General features: G+C 44.8%; 12 protein-coding genes. 5 read left to right on the top strand and 7 right to left on the bottom strand.

Features of this window, described 5'->3' with window-relative positions; genetic code table 11:
• Nucleotides 1-22: 22 nt before the first annotated feature.
• Together HGH91_RS00680 and HGH91_RS00675 are read right to left on the bottom strand one after the other, a co-directional pair.
• Complete coding sequence (locus HGH91_RS00680; protein WP_168736549.1) at nt 23-1,186, bottom strand: FecR family protein; 1,164 nt, start codon at nt 1,184-1,186, stop codon at nt 23-25.
• A gap of 61 nt (nt 1,187-1,247) precedes the next feature.
• On the bottom strand, nt 1,248-1,847 hold the full coding sequence (locus HGH91_RS00675) for an RNA polymerase sigma factor (protein ID WP_168736548.1): 600 nt from the start codon (nt 1,845-1,847) through the stop codon (nt 1,248-1,250).
• A gap of 354 nt (nt 1,848-2,201) precedes the next feature.
• Here HGH91_RS00675 and HGH91_RS31370 point away from each other — a divergent pair, with 354 nt between their 5' ends.
• The 3 genes from HGH91_RS31370 (at nt 2,202) to HGH91_RS00665 (ending at nt 4,973) form a co-directional block, all read left to right on the top strand.
• On the top strand, nt 2,202-2,324 hold the full coding sequence (locus tag HGH91_RS31370; protein WP_262888280.1) for a hypothetical protein: 123 nt from the start codon (nt 2,202-2,204) through the stop codon (nt 2,322-2,324).
• Between the two features lie 425 nt (nt 2,325-2,749).
• Complete coding sequence (locus HGH91_RS00670) at nt 2,750-4,489, top strand: thiamine pyrophosphate-dependent enzyme (RefSeq protein ID WP_168736547.1); 1,740 nt, start codon at nt 2,750-2,752, stop codon at nt 4,487-4,489.
• 10 nt (nt 4,490-4,499) lie between these two features.
• Complete coding sequence (locus tag HGH91_RS00665; RefSeq protein WP_168736546.1) at nt 4,500-4,973, top strand: MEKHLA domain-containing protein; 474 nt, start codon at nt 4,500-4,502, stop codon at nt 4,971-4,973.
• A 96-nt stretch (nt 4,974-5,069) separates the two neighbouring features.
• Here HGH91_RS00665 and HGH91_RS00660 read toward each other — a convergent pair whose 3' ends face one another.
• Nucleotides 5,070-5,585: a flavodoxin domain-containing protein gene (locus HGH91_RS00660; protein WP_168736545.1), complete on the bottom strand. Its 516-nt coding sequence runs from the start codon at nt 5,583-5,585 to the stop codon at nt 5,070-5,072.
• Nucleotides 5,586-6,207: 622 nt separating this feature from the next.
• On the opposite strand from HGH91_RS00660, the gene HGH91_RS00655 reads away from it, so the two are divergent.
• Together HGH91_RS00655 and HGH91_RS00650 are read left to right on the top strand one after the other, a co-directional pair.
• Nucleotides 6,208-8,526 (top strand): TonB-dependent receptor domain-containing protein, encoded by a 2,319-nt coding sequence (locus HGH91_RS00655; protein WP_168736544.1) that lies wholly within the window; start codon nt 6,208-6,210, stop codon nt 8,524-8,526.
• A 3-nt stretch (nt 8,527-8,529) separates the two neighbouring features.
• A complete protein-coding gene (locus HGH91_RS00650) occupies nt 8,530-9,447 on the top strand; it encodes a DUF4249 domain-containing protein (protein WP_168736543.1) in 918 nt (305 codons plus the stop codon).
• 3 nt (nt 9,448-9,450) lie between these two features.
• Here HGH91_RS00650 and HGH91_RS00645 read toward each other — a convergent pair whose 3' ends face one another.
• The 4 genes from HGH91_RS00645 to HGH91_RS00630 all read right to left on the bottom strand — a co-directional run bounded on the left by HGH91_RS00645 (nt 9,451) and on the right by HGH91_RS00630 (nt 18,215).
• Nucleotides 9,451-10,458 (bottom strand): M48 family metalloprotease, encoded by a 1,008-nt coding sequence (locus tag HGH91_RS00645; RefSeq protein WP_168736542.1) that lies wholly within the window; start codon nt 10,456-10,458, stop codon nt 9,451-9,453.
• Nucleotides 10,459-10,493: 35 nt separating this feature from the next.
• On the bottom strand, nt 10,494-10,907 hold the full coding sequence (locus tag HGH91_RS00640) for a hypothetical protein (RefSeq protein ID WP_168736541.1): 414 nt from the start codon (nt 10,905-10,907) through the stop codon (nt 10,494-10,496).
• A 211-nt stretch (nt 10,908-11,118) separates the two neighbouring features.
• A complete protein-coding gene (locus tag HGH91_RS00635; protein ID WP_168736540.1) occupies nt 11,119-17,220 on the bottom strand; it encodes a papain-like cysteine protease family protein in 6,102 nt (2,033 codons plus the stop codon).
• 272 nt (nt 17,221-17,492) lie between these two features.
• Nucleotides 17,493-18,215, bottom strand: a complete 723-nt coding sequence (locus HGH91_RS00630; protein WP_168736539.1) for a tRNA1(Val) (adenine(37)-N6)-methyltransferase — start codon at nt 18,213-18,215, stop codon at nt 17,493-17,495.
• Nucleotides 18,216-18,217: the final 2 nt, after the last annotated feature.

Raw genomic sequence — 18,217 nt, 5'->3', positions numbered from 1 at the left:
ATAGCCATCTTATAGTTATTTGCTATGGCAGAATGGTTAATTGGCGACCATCCATCCGGAAATGGACCTCTGCATCTTTCAGGGCATGTAGTACCCCATCCAGACTTATATCCATACTTAGTTTGCCGCCGAAATCGATGTCGGGCGGTGTTCCTTCATATATCACGTCAATATCGTACCACCTGGACAGCTGTTTCATAACATCTTTAATATTGGAGCCTTCGAAATTGAATAGTCGGTTTTTCCAGGCCATTACTTTGGTAAGGTCCGGGCTGGTATTAATTGCCATTTTGCTGCCATTTTCGCCGGTCAGGGCTTGCTGTCCGGGTTTCAGCGATATTTTTTCACTCGCTGTTGTTACATTTATTGCCCCTGTCAGCAACGTAGTGGTTATATTTTTATCGTCGCTATATGCACTTACATTAAAACTTGTGCCCAATACCTCAATGGTTGTTCGGTCGGGAAGTGAAACAAAAAATGGATGATTGGCCCGCTGCGCGACTTCAATATATATTTCACCACTTGCTTCGATACGTCTTTCGCTACCGGCAAAGCTTACCGGGAATTTCACAGAGCTGGAAGAATTTAACCATAGTACAGAACCATCGGGTAATACCATGGTAAATTGCCTGGCTTTAGGGGTTGTAATCGTATTTGTTGCTATATTGCCGCTTTCATTTTTTAATACATCGTATTTCAGTTTACCTGAATCCATGAGGAGATTAGTTCCCTGCTGCGCAGTGAGGATGCCATTTCCAAGACTGTCCAGCAATACCTGTTGCCCGTTAGCCAATGTTAGCATGGCCCCCTGGCGGCCAGGTTGAATTTTTGCCGCTACCCGGAAGTTGTCAATACCAGGTTGTTTGGTTTTGTGGTATAACCATGTTGCCCCGGCAACCAGGATTACGGCAGCAGCTGCCGCTGCCCAATACCGGCGGCCAAACGCAACTTCACGTCCCCCCTCTCTACGTTCTGCATCATCCAATAACGATTCTATCGCTTGCTTCCTGTGATAAAGTAATTGTCCTTCGGAAAAAGTACGCCCGGGAAATGCCTCTCGCAACATTTCATTAAATGCTTCAAGAGAGGCACTGTTACACCATTTTTCCCAGGAAAGGCGCTCCTGCTCTGTGATGGTGCCTGCATCATATTTTCTGGCCAGCACAATTACTGCTTGTTTCTTCATAAGTTCTCAATAAATAGACGTAAGCAAAAAAGAGAATGGACACCTTTTTCAAAAAAAAATTTTAACGGGAGGAATTCCAGATGTACAGTACTGCTAATGAAATCCAGTCACTGTTTTTGACCAGGGCGGTTTTCATTTGTTCCAATGCGGTATATAAATGTTTTTTAACAGCAGACCTGCTAATCCCCTCACGCTGGGCAATTTCCTGCAACGTGAGCCCTTCCTGTGTGCGGAGCAGGAAGATAGATTTTTTCTTCCCACGGAGCTGCTGTATGGCTTCCCAGGCAGTTTCATAATATTGCTTATACAGATAGATATCATCTGATAACAGTTCGAATTCAGGCCGGTGCTCCTGGTAGACCAGTTCTGCAGTAGCACGGGTGCTGCGGCTTCTTATTTTATCGATACGAAGATTCCTCGCAACCATGAAGATATAGTCACCAAATGACCTGACCAGCATCAGCGTTTCACGGCTGATCCAGGCCTTTACAAAAGCTTCCTGAATGAGTTCTTCCGCCTCCGTTTCTGATTTTACCAGGAAACAAAGAGAATGATACAGGGAATCGTAATAACGGGCATATAAATTACCATAGGCCTCCCTATTTCCTTCAGCAGCCATATGCAGTAACTCTTTCTCTTCCGGGACTATTCTGGTTGACAATATGATTTCTGTTTATCCATTACTCAGATATAACGCATTTACCGGCATTGATCTAACAACTGAATTTCTGTCTTTGATTTGGGAATAAACTTTACGCTGCACTGGTTCAAAAATAGGGTTGAGAATAAAGTTGCTTTGTTTTGTACAAACATATATACATTTGACGTTTTTTACAATAAAATTTATATGATTTTAAAAACCGAAGATAATATTCATAAAATTTATAATAAATAAACATAAAATCATTCTGGTAATTCAGAGGCCTCAAGGTCAAAGATGCTATTTTTATCCCCTATAACGGTTTGGAAGAATATTCAACACATATGTTTGAACATATAAAAAGCTATTATTTTCATGCAGAATAATACCGGACCTGAAACAGCGATCAGGCATATACCTACCGGCCAGGAAGGCAAACCACTTTTTAATGTGCATAATTCTGATGGCTTCTGGGGTATGGATATTGGCTTTCTTTAGCTTTATCATTTTTAGTCCCTGGAAAAATACCGCTGATAAATAAAGATCAAAATTCCTTTCTACAAAAATCCGAAAAGCGACTACCTTTTTGAGTTGCTGCACGATGACGCGTTTCAGTAATATAAATACGAAAGAACTGTAGTAATTATACTACACATTTTGTAAATCGTCTGCCGAAATCCGGCCGGCGCTTTACTTCCGGCAGATAATAACAAAAAAACACTACGCTTCGATAACCTATCTTATTCCAAAAAATTTGCGCTTCAGCAAATACTACTTATCTTGTACCGTCAGTGAATTTATACAATATATAGTAAACCCATTTTGAAAACCCATATCAACAAGCCTTCTTAAAAAGCCCTCATATAACGTTCTCATAATAAACCATACAGAAAACCGCGATTTATCAATTTAATCACTATGCTATGACGCTCCGTAACCTTTATGGAAACCCACCCTGCGTGGCTGATAACTATCAGCTCATTGTAGACACCCTTACCGATTGGGGTATCACTTTATACACCGGCGTTACCGGCGGCGGTGTTATTCACCTGCTAAAGCACCTCAAACCTTTTGACGACCTGCCCTCCAATGAACCTGCTTTTCTAACGCTGGGCGAATACAGCGCTGGCTTTGTTCCTCTGGGCTATTATCTGGCAAGCGGTAAAATAGCTGCCGCTGTGGCCACTACCGGTGCTGCCACCAGGTTGATCACCTGCGGACTCAGTGACGCCAAGTTACACGACATACCCGCAGTTTTTATTGTGCCCGTTTCCGGTAGTAATACCATAGGCTTCTCTCCATTACAGGACACTTCCGTATATGGCAGCAATACCGTAGCACAGCTATGTGCAGAATTGGGAGAAGCTGTTTTTGTACTGAATGATCCGTTTTCATTAACGGCTCAACTGGCGCAGGCGAAAGCAATGCTGGACCGCTCCAAACCGGTGGTATTGGTATTGGACAATGAAGCCGTGGGAAGTCCTTTAATAGAGTATACTATGCCGATGCCCGAACAAGAAAGATCGGTAGAAGACGACTTCCTGGATGCATTTGTGTCTACGTTCCGGAAAACGGTGGATGATAAACGGGTAGTGGTGCTGGTAGGAGAAGAAATGGCACGTTATCGCAATGCTAAACAACTCACCACGCAACTATGCGAACAATTACAGGCAGCCGCCATCTGGAGCATCAACGGCGCCAACGCCGTGAGCCAGGATAACCCTTACGGTTACGGCTATATTTCCTTTGGGGGAAATGACAAAGCAATGTCTTTATTTAATTCGCTTGGTGCACAGGACGTACTGGTAGTACTGGGCGCCTGCCCCGATGAGTACACCATTAATTTCAACGGTTTTAATGCCGCTCATACCTTCTTCCTGGGGAATATTTTCGAGGCATATGGACTGGTGGAAAATAGTCTGCGCCACGTGGCCACAGGCGGGTATGACCATGTGTACGGACCGCTGGATGTTTTGTTAGGCGCATTGATAGGCGCCAGTCAACGCTATCCTTTTACCAACAGACCAGTGGCAAAGGCGCCGGCAGATCTGAACGACCGACCGTTTGCCACGCCAAGGGAAGGATATGTGAATATGGCTACTTTATATCAGCGCCTCAATAAGTGGTGGCCAACGCATTCGCTGGGGATAGACGATGTTTGCCTGGCTTATAAAGACCGGCAATATGTAACCCAAAGGCCTAATGATAATATCGACTTCTACTCCCTCTATCGTGGTTCCGCTATGGGCGGTGCTTTTGGCGCAGCGGTCGGCGCTAAACTATCAGACCCTGATCGTCCCGTTTTCTTGTTCACCGGCGATGGATGCTTCCGCCTGTTCTCAGGTGCTTTAGGAGAAGTGAGCCAGCTGGGCATCGTCATTTTCCTGCTGAACAATGAGTCGCTGTCTATCGTTGAACAGGGACTGGAAAAAGTACTGCCTGATATCGCCGCGCCGAATTATCATGCCCGTGTAACAGCGATTGATTATTGCGCTATCGCGAGGGCCTGTGGATGGGAAGCCGCACGATTGCAGCCTGATCTGAGTAATCTCGGGGAACTGCTGCATCGTATCGAAATGGAAGGGCAACGTTCCCTGCTCATTGAAATACCCGTAGATCACCAGCAGGAGCTGGGCAAAAATCCCCGTCTTAAAAATTTATAATTACAAACGCATGTCGTCAGTTCTTTCTTTAATCGCACAAATAGACCAGAATTTCCTCAACAGGAACGGCAAGGGGCTTCCCACGCCATCCGGCATTACGGCGCGCACCCAGTGGTTGCACGAAGAGGCGCCTTATAGCATCCTTGCGCATGGGACAGGCACGGACCCGCATTTTATTTATGCGAATCAATTTGCCTTATCCTGTTTTAAATATAACACAGCAGAGCTCTTGCAGCTTCCTTCCCGGTTGAGTGCAGCGCCGCAGGACAGAAGTGAACGGGAGCGGTTGTTACAGGATGTCTCGCTCAATGGCATCGCTTATCACTATACCGGTCCACGCGTTGATAAATATGGAAATACTTTTACGATTTATGACGGCGTAGTATGGCGATTAACTAATCCCGACGGATCACCGTTCGGTCAGGCGGCACTTTTCTGGCTTCATGATGAAGAAAGGCCTGCCTGGTATACAGGTATCAGGTAAGAAGCAAGGCCGGTCCCGTAAGGCCGGTCTTTTCTTAAATCTGTTTTAAAGAAATCCCTGGGGAGCGTCAGAAGGCATTTAAAAAGACAGACTTCATTAAACTGACACTTCACTCAGTTTACGCACAGATGCTATTAATTCGGAAAGACGTTCTGCTTTTACATCGTTATAGTCGGTAACGCTAATGCTTTCCCCACGTCCCTTCGCCAACTTGGCCCCTATAGTTAACAAACATTTATCCATCCATGAGAGCTTTCTGAATTCCAGTTTACCGGGAAGAAAAAAACAAGTGCATTTATTGCTGATGTCAGCGCCAATACCGGCAGTAATGTATCCCTTCAGTTTCTCCTTTTCCGTGGCCGGTGTACCAGCCACCAGGTAGAGAAACAGCTTTTTACCTGCCAACAGTCCTTTGTTCTTCTTCACCCAGTCGCGCAACTGCAATTTGCCAATATAAACGCTGGTTCCCATGATGATATAGTCAGCATCTTCCAACTGATCTTTCGTTTCTCCACCCCCCGTCACTGCGGGAATATTCAATGCTGCCGACAACCAGGCTGCATACTGCTGTGTAGCTCCATACTTGCCTTTATAGATAATAATACCTTGCATAGTTAAGGTTTTAAGGATGCGTGATAAAAATAAGTCTGAGGTCGTAAATCACTTTACTCAAATCTAAAACCAGCCAAGAGAATGAAATATGATGTCTATTAGCATAAATCCTGATTATCGTCAATATTATAGATATACGCATATCGACAACTCATAAAGAAAAATTAATTCCAACCTCCACCTTTCTGGCGTAATTATTGCTAAAAGCTGTAACATTAATATCAGAGAACGCCAGCTAATAAACCATATCGAGCATTAAAAATATTGGCGCACCAGATTTTAAGTGTAGCAATAGTTACATCTATTGATTGTCCTGATTTCTATCGCCTTAAACCATTAACATGAATAATCAATTATACTACGCTTTCCAGGCCGCAGTAGTGTTTTCGTCGTATTAATTGCGGATGGGCACAACATTCCTTTGTATCGTTACATTCCCAGCATTGAAATTGAAAAACCGTTCAACCAGCTTATACTATGCGGACTGAAATGGCCATATTAAAGAACCATAAACAGGCTCTACTAAACTGAGCTTTCTGTAAACCAGCTTAATCTTCTAAAAATGGTAAACAGGCGGAAAACCATTTGCATCAGACTATGGAACTTTCTATTTTTATTATTTGTGGGACAGAACGTCCTGGGGCAGTCGAAATTACTCAAAGTAAGCGTTATCAATGATCAACACCAGGGTATCAGTGCCCATATTGTGGCAGGCGCACTCACCGCTGTTACAGATTCAACCGGCACTGCCCTGCTGCATCTTTCTCCGGGCCGGTACCTGGTTACCATTAGCGCGGTTGGCTATTCCGGCAGCAGTCAGGGTATTGTACTGTACAGTGATACCACCATTGCTTTTGTTTTGCAAAAAAGTACCACTCAGCTCAAACCCATTACCATTGAGGCAGACCGAATTCTACAGCTCAACCAGATGAGTTCACATCTGTTGAGCATTGAGCAGATGAAAAAACTACCTACACTAATGGGGGAAATTGATCCATTAAAATCCATCACGCTGCTTCCGGGTGTCAAAAATGCCGGCGATGCCGGCAACGGTATATATGTTCGTGGCGGTGGCCCCGATGAAAACCTGGTACTAATGGACGGCATTACTGTGTATAATCCCACCCACCTGTTGGGTGCATTCAGTATTTTCAATGGCGATGCTGTTAAAAACATATCCGTCATTAAAGGCGGAATGCCAGCTGAATACGGCGGACGACTGAGCAGTGTAATTTCCGTCACCTCCAGGGAAGGGAATAAAGACAGCCTTAAATTTAATGGTGGTATCGGCTTGATTTCCTCACGCCTTACTGTAGAAGGGCCCCTGTCAAAAGGAAAGTCTTCCTTTATTATAAGTGCCCGCCGTAGTTACATTGATCAGCTTGCCCGTTGGATTGCACCGGATTCGATAGGTAATAATGGTTACTATTTCTATGATGTTAACGCTAAGCTGAATATTGAGTTAAATGCTGCCAACAGCATTTCTCTGAATTTCTATACAGGCAGAGACAACTTCAATTACGATAAAAATGAATCTACCGACAGGTACCGTCATTTTAAAGCAAATTGGGGAAATACGCTTGCCGGTGCTACCTGGAAATCTCAAATCAGCAGAAAAATCCAACAGGAGCTGTCAATATTCCATAACTCCTTTGAACTTGGCAGCAGTATCACCTACAATACAGATGGTATATTGTTTTCATCAGGACTTGTAGACTACCAGGTAAAAAATGACTGGATGTATCTCCCCTCCGACCGTCTTAAATTAAAAGCCGGCTGGCAGGGCACCTGGCATCAGTTCAAACCTGGTGCAGGCAGCACCAGCGCAGGAGAACAAGAATTTATATCAAAGATTAACAAACAATATGGCCGTGAGGCAGCCGGATACCTCAGCGCAGACTGGGACATCAGTAACCGGCTAAATATCCTTGCGGGATTACGTGTAAGTTACTTCGATCAGGTAGGCCCCAAAACAGATGTAGTATACGGAAAAGATGGCGTTCCTACCGGTAAAACAATTGCTTACAAAAAAGGGCAACGGATCGCGAAGTATATGTACCCTGAACCCCGTCTTGCCATGCGATACCTCTTCGACAGGGAAACGAGCATTAAACTTTCGTATACCCGTACCGTACAGTACCTGCACCTGGCCACCACCAGCGCAGCCACTTTTCCGAGCGACCTATGGGTACCTGTGAGCCGCCTGATAAAACCAGGAGTAGCAGACCAGGTCGCAGCAGGTTTCTTTAAGGATTTTTCCAAAGGCTATGAATTCAGTGCTGAAGCCTACTATAAACAAATGGACAACGAACTTGAATTTATGCCAGGCGCCCAACTGCTCCTCAATCAGAACATCGAAAGTGAAATGATCTTTGGTACCGGCAAGGCATATGGACTGGAATTACTGCTCAAGAAGAAAACAGGGCCACTCACCGGCTGGATCGGCTATACGCTGAGTCGCACCGAACGTACCTTTGCGGAGCTTAACGGGGGTAAACCATTTCCCTATCGGTACGATCGCACACATGATCTCAGTGTAGTTGCCAACTACGAATTGTCGGAAAAATGGACGTTCTCCGGTTTATTTGTATTCAGTACAGGTAACGCGCTCACCATGCCTAATGGCCGATTTGTTTATAACCTGGGATTTAATTTCAGCAATGATTCGCCAATATACACCAACATCAACCGCTATGGCAAAATCAATGACTATCGGATGCCCGCTTATCATCGCCTCGACCTCTCCGCTACTTTCACGCCAAACCCCGAAAGTACCAGGCGCTTTAAAAGTCATTGGATATTGAGTGTATATAACGTCTATAATCGTAGCAATCCATACTTTATTTATATAGACGTAGACGAAAACAAAAAGACCATACAAGGTAAACAGGTAACGCTGTTCCCCATTCTGCCAAGCATTTCATGGAATTTTAATTTCTGATGTATGAAAAAATCAAATTACAGCAACGGCTATATCTTTATTCTACTGCTACTGCTTCTTTGTAATTCCTGCGAAAAAAACATAGACCTCAACCTGGATAAAACACCTCCCATGCTGGTGGTAGAAGCTTATATTAACAACAGTCTCCGCACCTACAACTATGTCATCATTGGAAAAACAGTCAACTTCAATGAATCGCAATTCGCTAATACCGCCGTGGAAAAAGCAACGGTAACCATCACCGAAGGTGATTTCGAAAAAGGGAAAGGCTATCAGTGGAACACTGCCAGTAAAGTAACGATGAAGGAAGGAAAAACACCGGGCATGCATGGCCTGTATGTTCCAGGCGCCTACTTTGATCCCAAACTTACTACCGATTCTTCTCACGCCTTATTGGGTAAACCGGGGAAAGCCTATCTGCTTGAAATTGTAGCCGAAGGCAGGAAATATACCGCAATCACCACTTTACCCATTCCGGTACCTATCGACAGCCTTACCAATACCCCCCCATTTAAAGACGACTCCGGAAAGATACTGGCCCGGCTTACCGTACACTATACAGACCCGGATACACTTGGCAACGCACAAATTTATTACTGGGGCAACCGTTATACTAAAAACACCTTTGGATGGGGCGCCCTCAGCACAGACAGGTATCTGCCTAATACAGACGAACTGGTAAACGGACAAGCCATACATATCACACATTCAGCGCCCCTGCCAATCGGCGACACGGCTATTTACTATCTTGTTAGTATAGAACGCCCTGTATATGATTTCTGGGATAGTTTTAATAAAGCAAGGGTCAACAGCGGTCCGTTTTCTACCCCTGTTGTACTGAAGAGTAATATAAAGGGCAGTAATGTAGTCGGTTGTTTCAGTGGTTTTGCGGTGAGCAGCATGAAGCACGTGATGAAATAATAGTTATTCGGCATCCGTGCTTACAAGCTTATTTTTTGCCAACCTTCCTTCAATGTTTAATAAACGTTCCTGTTGAGTTGGATACCAAATAGAAATCTTTGGGGTAAATATTTTTTGAATAACGTCCTTTATGGATGTATTTTCCAGGTAAGCCAAAGCAGCTGTATCAGCAAGCATTTCGGCATTTCGTCTCTTTAAAAAAAGCCTGGAGAAGCTGAGAAAAATTATGCCGAACATTCCCACATAAGATTTGAAAAAATTTCCATTAAACGCACTTATCAGGAATGCGATAACAAATAATATGGCAGGAAACCAAAATATCCTGTTACTAATCTGTAAGAGCTTTTTATCTTTTTGCAGCACGTGCCCCAGCTCATGAAACAAGATGGATTTAAAATACAAAACGTTGGTGGAAAATAAATTAATCAATCCTCTGCTCAGATATAACGTTATTGTTTCGTCTTTTACAGATACATGGGCTTCTAATGCATTGGTCTTAAAATAGCACAGTTGGACGTTGTAATGATCCAGCTCCATTTTCAGCAATGCCTCGTCAATAAATTGCCAGATGGGTTTAAAGTCACTCCTCTCCAGGTAAACGTAATTCCCTTTATCGAGCCGGGACTTTTTTGAATTATAGAAAAGCAATAACAATGATACTCCGCTGGCAACACTCACCAGTAGCATTATCCAGGTAGCCGCCTGGATCGTATTTTCCAAATCATTATCCTTAAAAATACTATCATCTCCTGATACTGTAATATGATTTGTATAGTATAGTTGATTTTCCGTCCGTTCATTCATACTACGCTGCGCTTCCGAAACGGCAATTACTTGTGGAGCGATAAAAAAACCGAATGCCAGGGCCAGTATAATCATAACAATATTATATATATCGCCGTTCCTGTGCTTTTTTACATCTTTCTGATATTGCTCCCTGATATGCTGCCAGTTATATTCAATAGATACAGGGAGATGTTGATCGGCTGATAGTGCGCTATCTGTTTGCATTTTACAATGGTATAAGGGGTTAGATAGAAAAATATCTATTTTAACAATCTCTCAAAATCTGCTACATATTTTCTTGCCAGGCGTTCAGCAGCTGCTTCCTCTACATTATTCCTTATCAGTTCATCTTTCCATAGTTGCTCCATCTCTTTCTTCTTTTCTTTAGCCTCGTCGTCTTTATACTTTTTAAATTGCAGGTATAAAGTAAAGGTAGAAATGAGCAATCCTCCCAGGTCAACAACGCTTTTCACTACAGTGTCTATCAATTCCGGAGCAGCGCTATATTCAAGTCCCTGCGGTTTCCCTTCAATAACAGGACGAGGGTTTTGCGTAAGGAACATTTGCTCAATTAATTCCTCTCCGTCTATTTTAAATATTGTTTGTTGTATTTCGTCAAGGTCATTTTTGACGATTCTTTCAATGAAGTCGTGATACTCAGTGATCTCTTGCATGGGGTTAATTTTCTATTAAAATAAACCATCCGGGTATAAAATGAAAATTTTTTATAACAGGAAAAAGTCGGGGAATCTTAATATATGATTTATAAACAATTAGAAATAATTATTATTTACAAATCATCCATTCCTCCGTATGTGCAGACATATAAAAAACCGGTTGAAAGCATCACTGCTTTCAACCGGACTAAAAATACACCTACTGATATTACACAGTGGCATCCGCAGGAGTAGCTCCGGGAGCGAGCTTGAATATTTCATTTTCAAACATCACTTTAGGGCCATTCGCATACGGTGTTCTGGCTTTCCAAAAATTAAGCAACCTGGTACAAAAATCGATCGCGTTTCTCGCACCGATCAATCCATTAAAGGTTTCCAGTTTGCTGGTATCTAAAAGACTGGTATCATACTTATCGTATTTATCATGGTCATCATGATTCTGTCCTTTGTAGCAATGGAAGTTCTGGATGTCTCCGTAATCTCCGAATTTTCCAGGCTGGAATTGGTCAGTAGTGCCTGGCTTAAGATCACCGGGGTTCTTCAGTGCCCTTCTTACATGCCCTTTGGCAAAGGAATCCTGGATCAGGTGCATCAGGGATCCGATAGCCCTCCTGGAGTTGTTGAGGAATACACATTTTGTATTGCGGTTAAGCAACGTATTAATAGTATCTGTTTCCAGTGGATCGGAAGCCGCCGTAAAGAACGAATTTACGGAGTAGGTGGTACTACCGAACTTACTGGTGACTGGCACCGATTTCAACGTATCCGTATCCATGATTCCTTCATTGATAGACAGTTTATACATGAATTCCGCCCACAGCAAAACTTTGGCCTGCGTATCTTTAGGATCCTCTCCTATCGCCGCTGCCATACCGTGCAGGAACTGCATGTCCCAGTAGTGGGATCTGCCGGTAAGGTTTTTCAGATCATTGGCACTGGCCTTGCCGGCAGTGTCAAACTTGTTCTTCCACATAATGCCGCTGGAGAAATCCCAGTTGTCATACTTGTTCTCATCAAACAACAGGATAGCCGGGTCATCATTCCATATTACGCCGCGGAAGAATTCATTCACGGCCTGATCGCTGCCCACTTTGGTGGTGGTAGGAACGCCAACAGATGATTTGATCAACGCTGCCAGTGTCACATTTTCATGCACAGGGTTATTAATATTCCACGGACCTTCTATCTGGTACCCTTCGGAACTATCATCAATTTTGTCTTTGAAGTGTACCACCTGTACAAACAGGTTATCAGATTTATTATCCGTTACCATCTGTTCAAATGCCGCGATGAATTCGAGGAAGCTCTGTGATTTTTCTGAGCCGGTGGCAGGATCGTTGAAAATAAAGTAAGTACCTGTTCCGTTCGGGTTACCGGTGCCCTCAATCCTGGTGAGGATACGGGCATGAGGCGAGAACATACCAGTGGCAACACTGGCATCGGTAGTAATCCACAGCGGACCATAAGTCTTCATCCAGTCGATATACTGTTGCAATGGATAATCTGCAGGAGGCTCTCCTACCATACCCAGTTTACCGATAAATGCCTCTTTCTCACTAGACTTCAGGCCCTGCTTGTTCATGAATTTATCAACATATTCATCGCCGGCCAGTGCCAGTACGGTTGGAACTGTCATTGGTTTCTTCATCTTCCAGCTGACCATCATCGTAGCAGCAGTAGCCCAACAGGCAAGGTTGTTATCCTGCAGCAGTTTGGGAACAACGCCTTCTACAGCCGCCAGCACGGTACCATTCTTGCCACCGCTGCTGATTTCTACGGATTCTATATTACCTTCCGGATCCGTTTTCTGTGCTTTCACATCCTTGCCCTGGTCTGCAGCTTTTACAGCAGCATCTGTTAAGGTAGGTTTCTGCGTAGCTTTTTCTTTTTCCAGTTCTGCTTTCTTGGTAGCACCGCCATCGATCTGCTGTTGCAGGTGTTCTTTCACCAGCTTACCGTAATCTTCATTGCTGATAGCGCCTGTATCTTTGGCATTTTTCAGGGTATCCATGATCTTGGAAGAGTTATCGGTATTGTGACCCTGCATAGCCATGCTCTTCGCCATTTCTGCAAATGCTTTCGCATTTTCCTGGTTGGAAAGATAGGTTTTAATAGCATTCTGCTGGTTAGCATCCAGGCCGGTAATATCCTTAAAGATGCCTGCCTTGCCCAACAGTTCTGTTATACCTGCCAGACCAGCACCTGGTTCCGGTGTTGCCGGTGCATTCTGGATATTTACGATAGGCGTAGCAAAATCCTTGAATGCTGCTTTCCAGTCGGTAACAGTAGGTACTGGTGGGGTAATCGGATTAATTTGTGATGGCTCATCCGTTGGGAACTTATTCCAATCCTGTGAAGAGTTTTCTTTCACCTTCTCACAAGCATCGCAGGCGCCTTGTACCGCTTCCATAAACACACCCCTGGTAGGAATGCTGATGCGGTAAGGAGGCACGGGCGTAATGGGCTGATAATGATCCAACAGGGTTATTTCCTGCTCTACACCATCGCCGGTTTTTTCTGTGATGAAAGACTGGCTCACTTTATAGCCTGGCGCAACGGGCAGTACAAGGGAATTCCCCACAATACTGATCAGCTGATTTTTGACTACCGATGCCAGGCTTCTGAAACCTACCGGTATGCCGAAATCATTAAAGATCTGGATGTTGAAACCATCCAACAACATAAACCTTCTGTCTGCATCCAGGTTATACCACAGTGCTTTATTATAATGCTCCAGGTTACTGTTGAGATGTTCTATCAGCTTCTGCACCAGGTAGCGGTCTTCTTTACGGGGATCTTTTTTCTCGTCCGCATTTTCAGGAATATAAAGCAGGGTATCATCAAGCAGGTCGTCGCCAACACTGCCGCTGTATAACAATCCATTAAAGTGAGGCGTAGAATAGGCAATACGCACATTTTCCACGGTAAGTGTTACCAGGTCTTTTAAGGTTTTTACCACCGGGCTGTTGCAGAACATTTTCATGGTCAATGGAAAATCGACCCGGCGTTTGCTGGTAGTGCCTTCAAAATTAATACGCATCACACGCTCACCGCCCTTGTACCGGGATGTGCTGGTCATATCAGTGCCGATATATTCCAGGCGGATGCTATCTACGATCTTATCAAAAACCACCGGTGCAATATCATTGTAATAGATATCGTCCCATTCGGATATGAGCCTGCCTTTGAAATAGTAGTCCAGCATTTCCAGTGTATTATTATACCCCAGGATGGAAGCATAAGCGTCCCACAGCTTCTTATCTACGATGCCGTTCTGGAAAAAATCTACGGGGGAAATAGTGATGTTGATACCGGAGAATTTAATGCTAAAGGCCTCGAAATTTACGACCCGGATACATTTTGCCGGCGGCACATATTCGTAGTTTGCATCCAGTTGCATGAAAGAATCGAAGATCTTTTCTTTCGCCAGTATTTCTTCTGTTTCTGTATGGGAGCCATCAGAGCCAAAGAGAAAGGATAAGCCACCGGTCATAACACCCAGCATAGCGCTTTTAGCTATACTGCGCGCGTCGGTTACTTCTTTCGTTACCGTTTTGGTGATAATAGGCAAGGACTTGATGCGGTCGTATTTGGTTTTAGGCCTTTGCAGATTTGTGCGGATATTAATATCTCCTTTTACAAAGCTGATGGGCTCCTGGTCGTAAGATCCTGTCGGGTAATCTACGTGCGCGTAGTTCGTTTTGATCCTTTCATTGGCATCAAATGCCTTCAGCAATGGATGTTGCGGCCTTCCGTAGAAAAAGCTGAATGGCTTCAGGTACGTGTTGGAAGACATGGGCAACAGGTTCTTTGCCAGGATATCAGACCATTTGAAGATATTATCGGTCGTAAAATTGGTCATCAGCAGCGGAACAAACACACATTCTTCTACATTCACCAGCTCCTGGTAGATGGCAAAATGCCGTAATACTTCAAAATACATCATCGTCAGCGCGTGGCAGTGGTTATGATTGGCCACTACATCGGCAGTAGCGCCATATGTTTGCCCTTCCTGTACAGAACTCACCACAGAGGCATTCAACCTCCGGTAGCTTTCTGCATTCTGCATAATAGACTGGCGCAGCCTTTCCCCGAAGAATTGCGACACATTGCGGGAGCTATTTTGCGACGCATTGGAATTGGAATTGGAATAACCGCCGGCAACGCCCAGGGAAGCGCCTATGCCGCCATAGCTAACGCCAACGCCTAAACCGGCGCTGACACCACTCGTAGAAGCAGAGCTACTGCCCTGTAAGGCTTCGTTGATATTGCCTCCCAGCTGATCGGTGATAGAGCGGTCATTCAGCAGGTTAGCCGCCAGGCTTTCCCCTTGTGTGATAGATTGATTTTCGGCGCCTAACAGTGAGTGCGTGGCGTCAATTACTACCATCTGTTTTTTCTGCCCGGGGGCCAGCGCCAGGGAATACAGGAGATCTCCCATGGAATATCCATCTGCTTTAAACTCCGATTTATAATGCAGAATATGACCGGTAGCTACGGTAACAGACTGGTAAAAAGAAAGATTGTCTCCGGCATCCGGGGCATCCTGCCATCTTACCGGGTTGTCCAGGTCTACTGCTGCACGCTTGATCTTCTTATTATCACCTACCAGTTCAAAGGTGCCATTCTCCAGCTTACGCAGCGTATAATTGGATACGTCCGGATCGGAGGTGCGCACGATCGCCTGGTAATTATATTCTCTTAAGGTGCGGTTGGGGGTCGACAGGTTCACACAGGAACCGCCAATGTCCTGGGAATACTGGTCGGAGTTGATCAGGTCTTCCTGGCCAGGTAGCCGTCCTGATTTCTTTACGGAATGACACGCGCAGTCATCATCACCATGACTGTCGCCAGTTGTGGTACAATCAGCCCCGTTTACCAGCAGGTACAGGAAGTCTGCGGAAATGGACTGGTTATTTTTAGAGGCCGGATCTGTGGCGATTGTTACCGGGCTTTGCGGCGTCAGCGACACCAACGCCTGCGCCGCGATATACACACCGAAAGGATAGGCCATGGAAAAATTACCGGCGCTATCTGCATCGGCGGCACCTACTATCTGCCAGGGCTGATCGTCGGCTTTCTTCGCCTGTACCAGTACGGTAACTCCTTTCAGGTCGCATTGCTTACTTAGTTCTACCAGCTGTCCTCTCAGGCGCTTGTTTTCATCTTTACTGCCGCTTTTATCGCCCGAGGTAATTACGTTGGGGCGTTGCAGCGGAACTGAAATAGCGAGGCTGCCCAATGCGGCATCGTCTACCCGGTAATCTTTTGACCAGATAATTGTTTTATCGAAATTCTTCACTTTTACGGAGATCACGCCATCTACATTGCTCTGCAACAGCGGATTATCCTGGGTAAAGGAGAACTTGATTTTACCACTGTGGAAATCTGTTTTATGCGCCATCCAGTCGAAATGCAGGATCTGCATCAGGGAGGTGTTATCAGCAACATGAGAAGCATATTCCACCGACAGATCAAAGAGCAGCAGGTCTGTAAACCCTACATCTGTATTGTCGGTACTGACTACTTCAAAATTACCGCTGATATCCACTGTTTTCAGCTCCGGCATCAGCAATGAAAAATCGAACAGTTGTGCGAAGTTGGCAATCGTGTAATCGATCACCGGTTTAATGTTTGTTTCCTGCACACCCAACGCACCCAATATGCCGGCTATCTTTGTTTTCAGCGCATCATCGATATCTGTGCGCAGTACAGGCGCTTGTCCGCTGAGATCTGCCAGCTGGTTAATCACATACAGCAGGTAAAATCCTTCCTGGTCGGGGGAAATATTTCCAAATTTCTCCAGGAATTTCAGGTACACTGATTTGTTGATTAGGTAAAGGTTCTTGTTAATGTAAATCTCCGCATTTCCGTCGGCGGCATTTGCATTTAACAGTCGCAGCGATCGTTGTGCCGGAGCAAGGTCTTTCAGAAAATAGATGCCTTCCAGTACAGTGCCATCTGCAGCATTACCGGTACCACCATAGGTTACCTGCAGGCTGACGGAGATGTCATTTAAAGTGACGCCTGTAATGGACGACGAACTAAAATGAAGCTGGAAAAACCTGGCCAGCAAATCATAGGCAGTACTGAACATACTGCCTTCCGGAAGCGCACTAAAATAGGTGGTGGCACTTACCTCTTGTGAAAAGCTAATAGTGGCATTGCCTGATTTTTCCCGGGTAACCTGACCACTGGTATCACCAGTCTTGAATGAGAATACAGGATAGCCGACGTTAATGGGAACTTTACTAAACGGCAGCTTAGCAGGGTCCGCAGCGTAGCGGAACGACTTTTGGAGTGTTAACATTGATTTTTCAATTTGGGGTTATGAATATGTGTATTGGGGTTGCTATGTACGTATAAGCATTGTTATTAACTGGGGTTTCGATATACTGGTGTTAAAGGGTTTATGTAATGAAGGAATAAAATTAATTGTTTAGTGAATGGTAGCAAACTTTTCAGCGACCAAAATTAAAAATTCAGTAGAAGTACGTAAGTGGAGGGTATGCCGCCAGCGTAATTCTACGGAAGGTAATATACCCTTCGTCCCGAAGCTTTAGTGGGATGAGGAAAGATAAACTATAAATACAGATAATAAGGCTGCAATAACGCCTTAAACTCCGGTGTATACGTCTTCGCGGCATCATACACTGCCATTTCCGTTACCGCAGTATCTGCTGCCGCTCTTCCAAAAATGCCTACGGCCCGGAAATAACCATGATTCACACTCTGCCGGATATATAACACCTCGCGCAAATGCAATCCGGCTGTCAACGCCAGCTCCCGGAAGGTGTCAAATACAGCATAGGGCAACAACACAGATACCTCGCCTTCCGGCGACAGCTGCCGGTCGATCGCTGTTAGCAGATCACTGTAAGTAAGATTGGTAGCATGCATCGCCTGGTCTTTTTGGGCATGACCACTCTTCAATGCACTTTCATAAAATGGCGGATTGCTGATAATAAAATCATAGCCTCCGCCAGGTTTCATTTTTCGTATATCCTGTTGCGTTAGGGTTAACCGGTCCGCCCAGGGCGAAGCCGCAAAATTAGCGGTAGCCTGCTGCGCTGCGCCGGGATCGAGTTCCACGGCGGTAATGGCTGCCAGGCTATGCTGCGCCAGCATCAGGCTCAACAAACCGGTACCAGCGCCTAAATCCAGTATAGCCGGTACCGTTATTAGTTGGTTCGCCAGGTACTGCGCCGTAAAAGCTCCTTGTATACAGGCATCTGTACACACCTTCATGGCGCAGTGCTCCTGGTGAACGGTAAATTGTTTAAACTGGAAAAATGTATTTGCCATCC

Source organism: Chitinophaga eiseniae (genome assembly GCF_012641265.1).
Classification (GTDB): Bacteria; Bacteroidota; Bacteroidia; order Chitinophagales; family Chitinophagaceae; genus Chitinophaga; species Chitinophaga eiseniae_A.
Note: the sequence above shows the minus strand (reverse complement) of the source record. Positions and strands in the feature narration are given on the sequence as shown.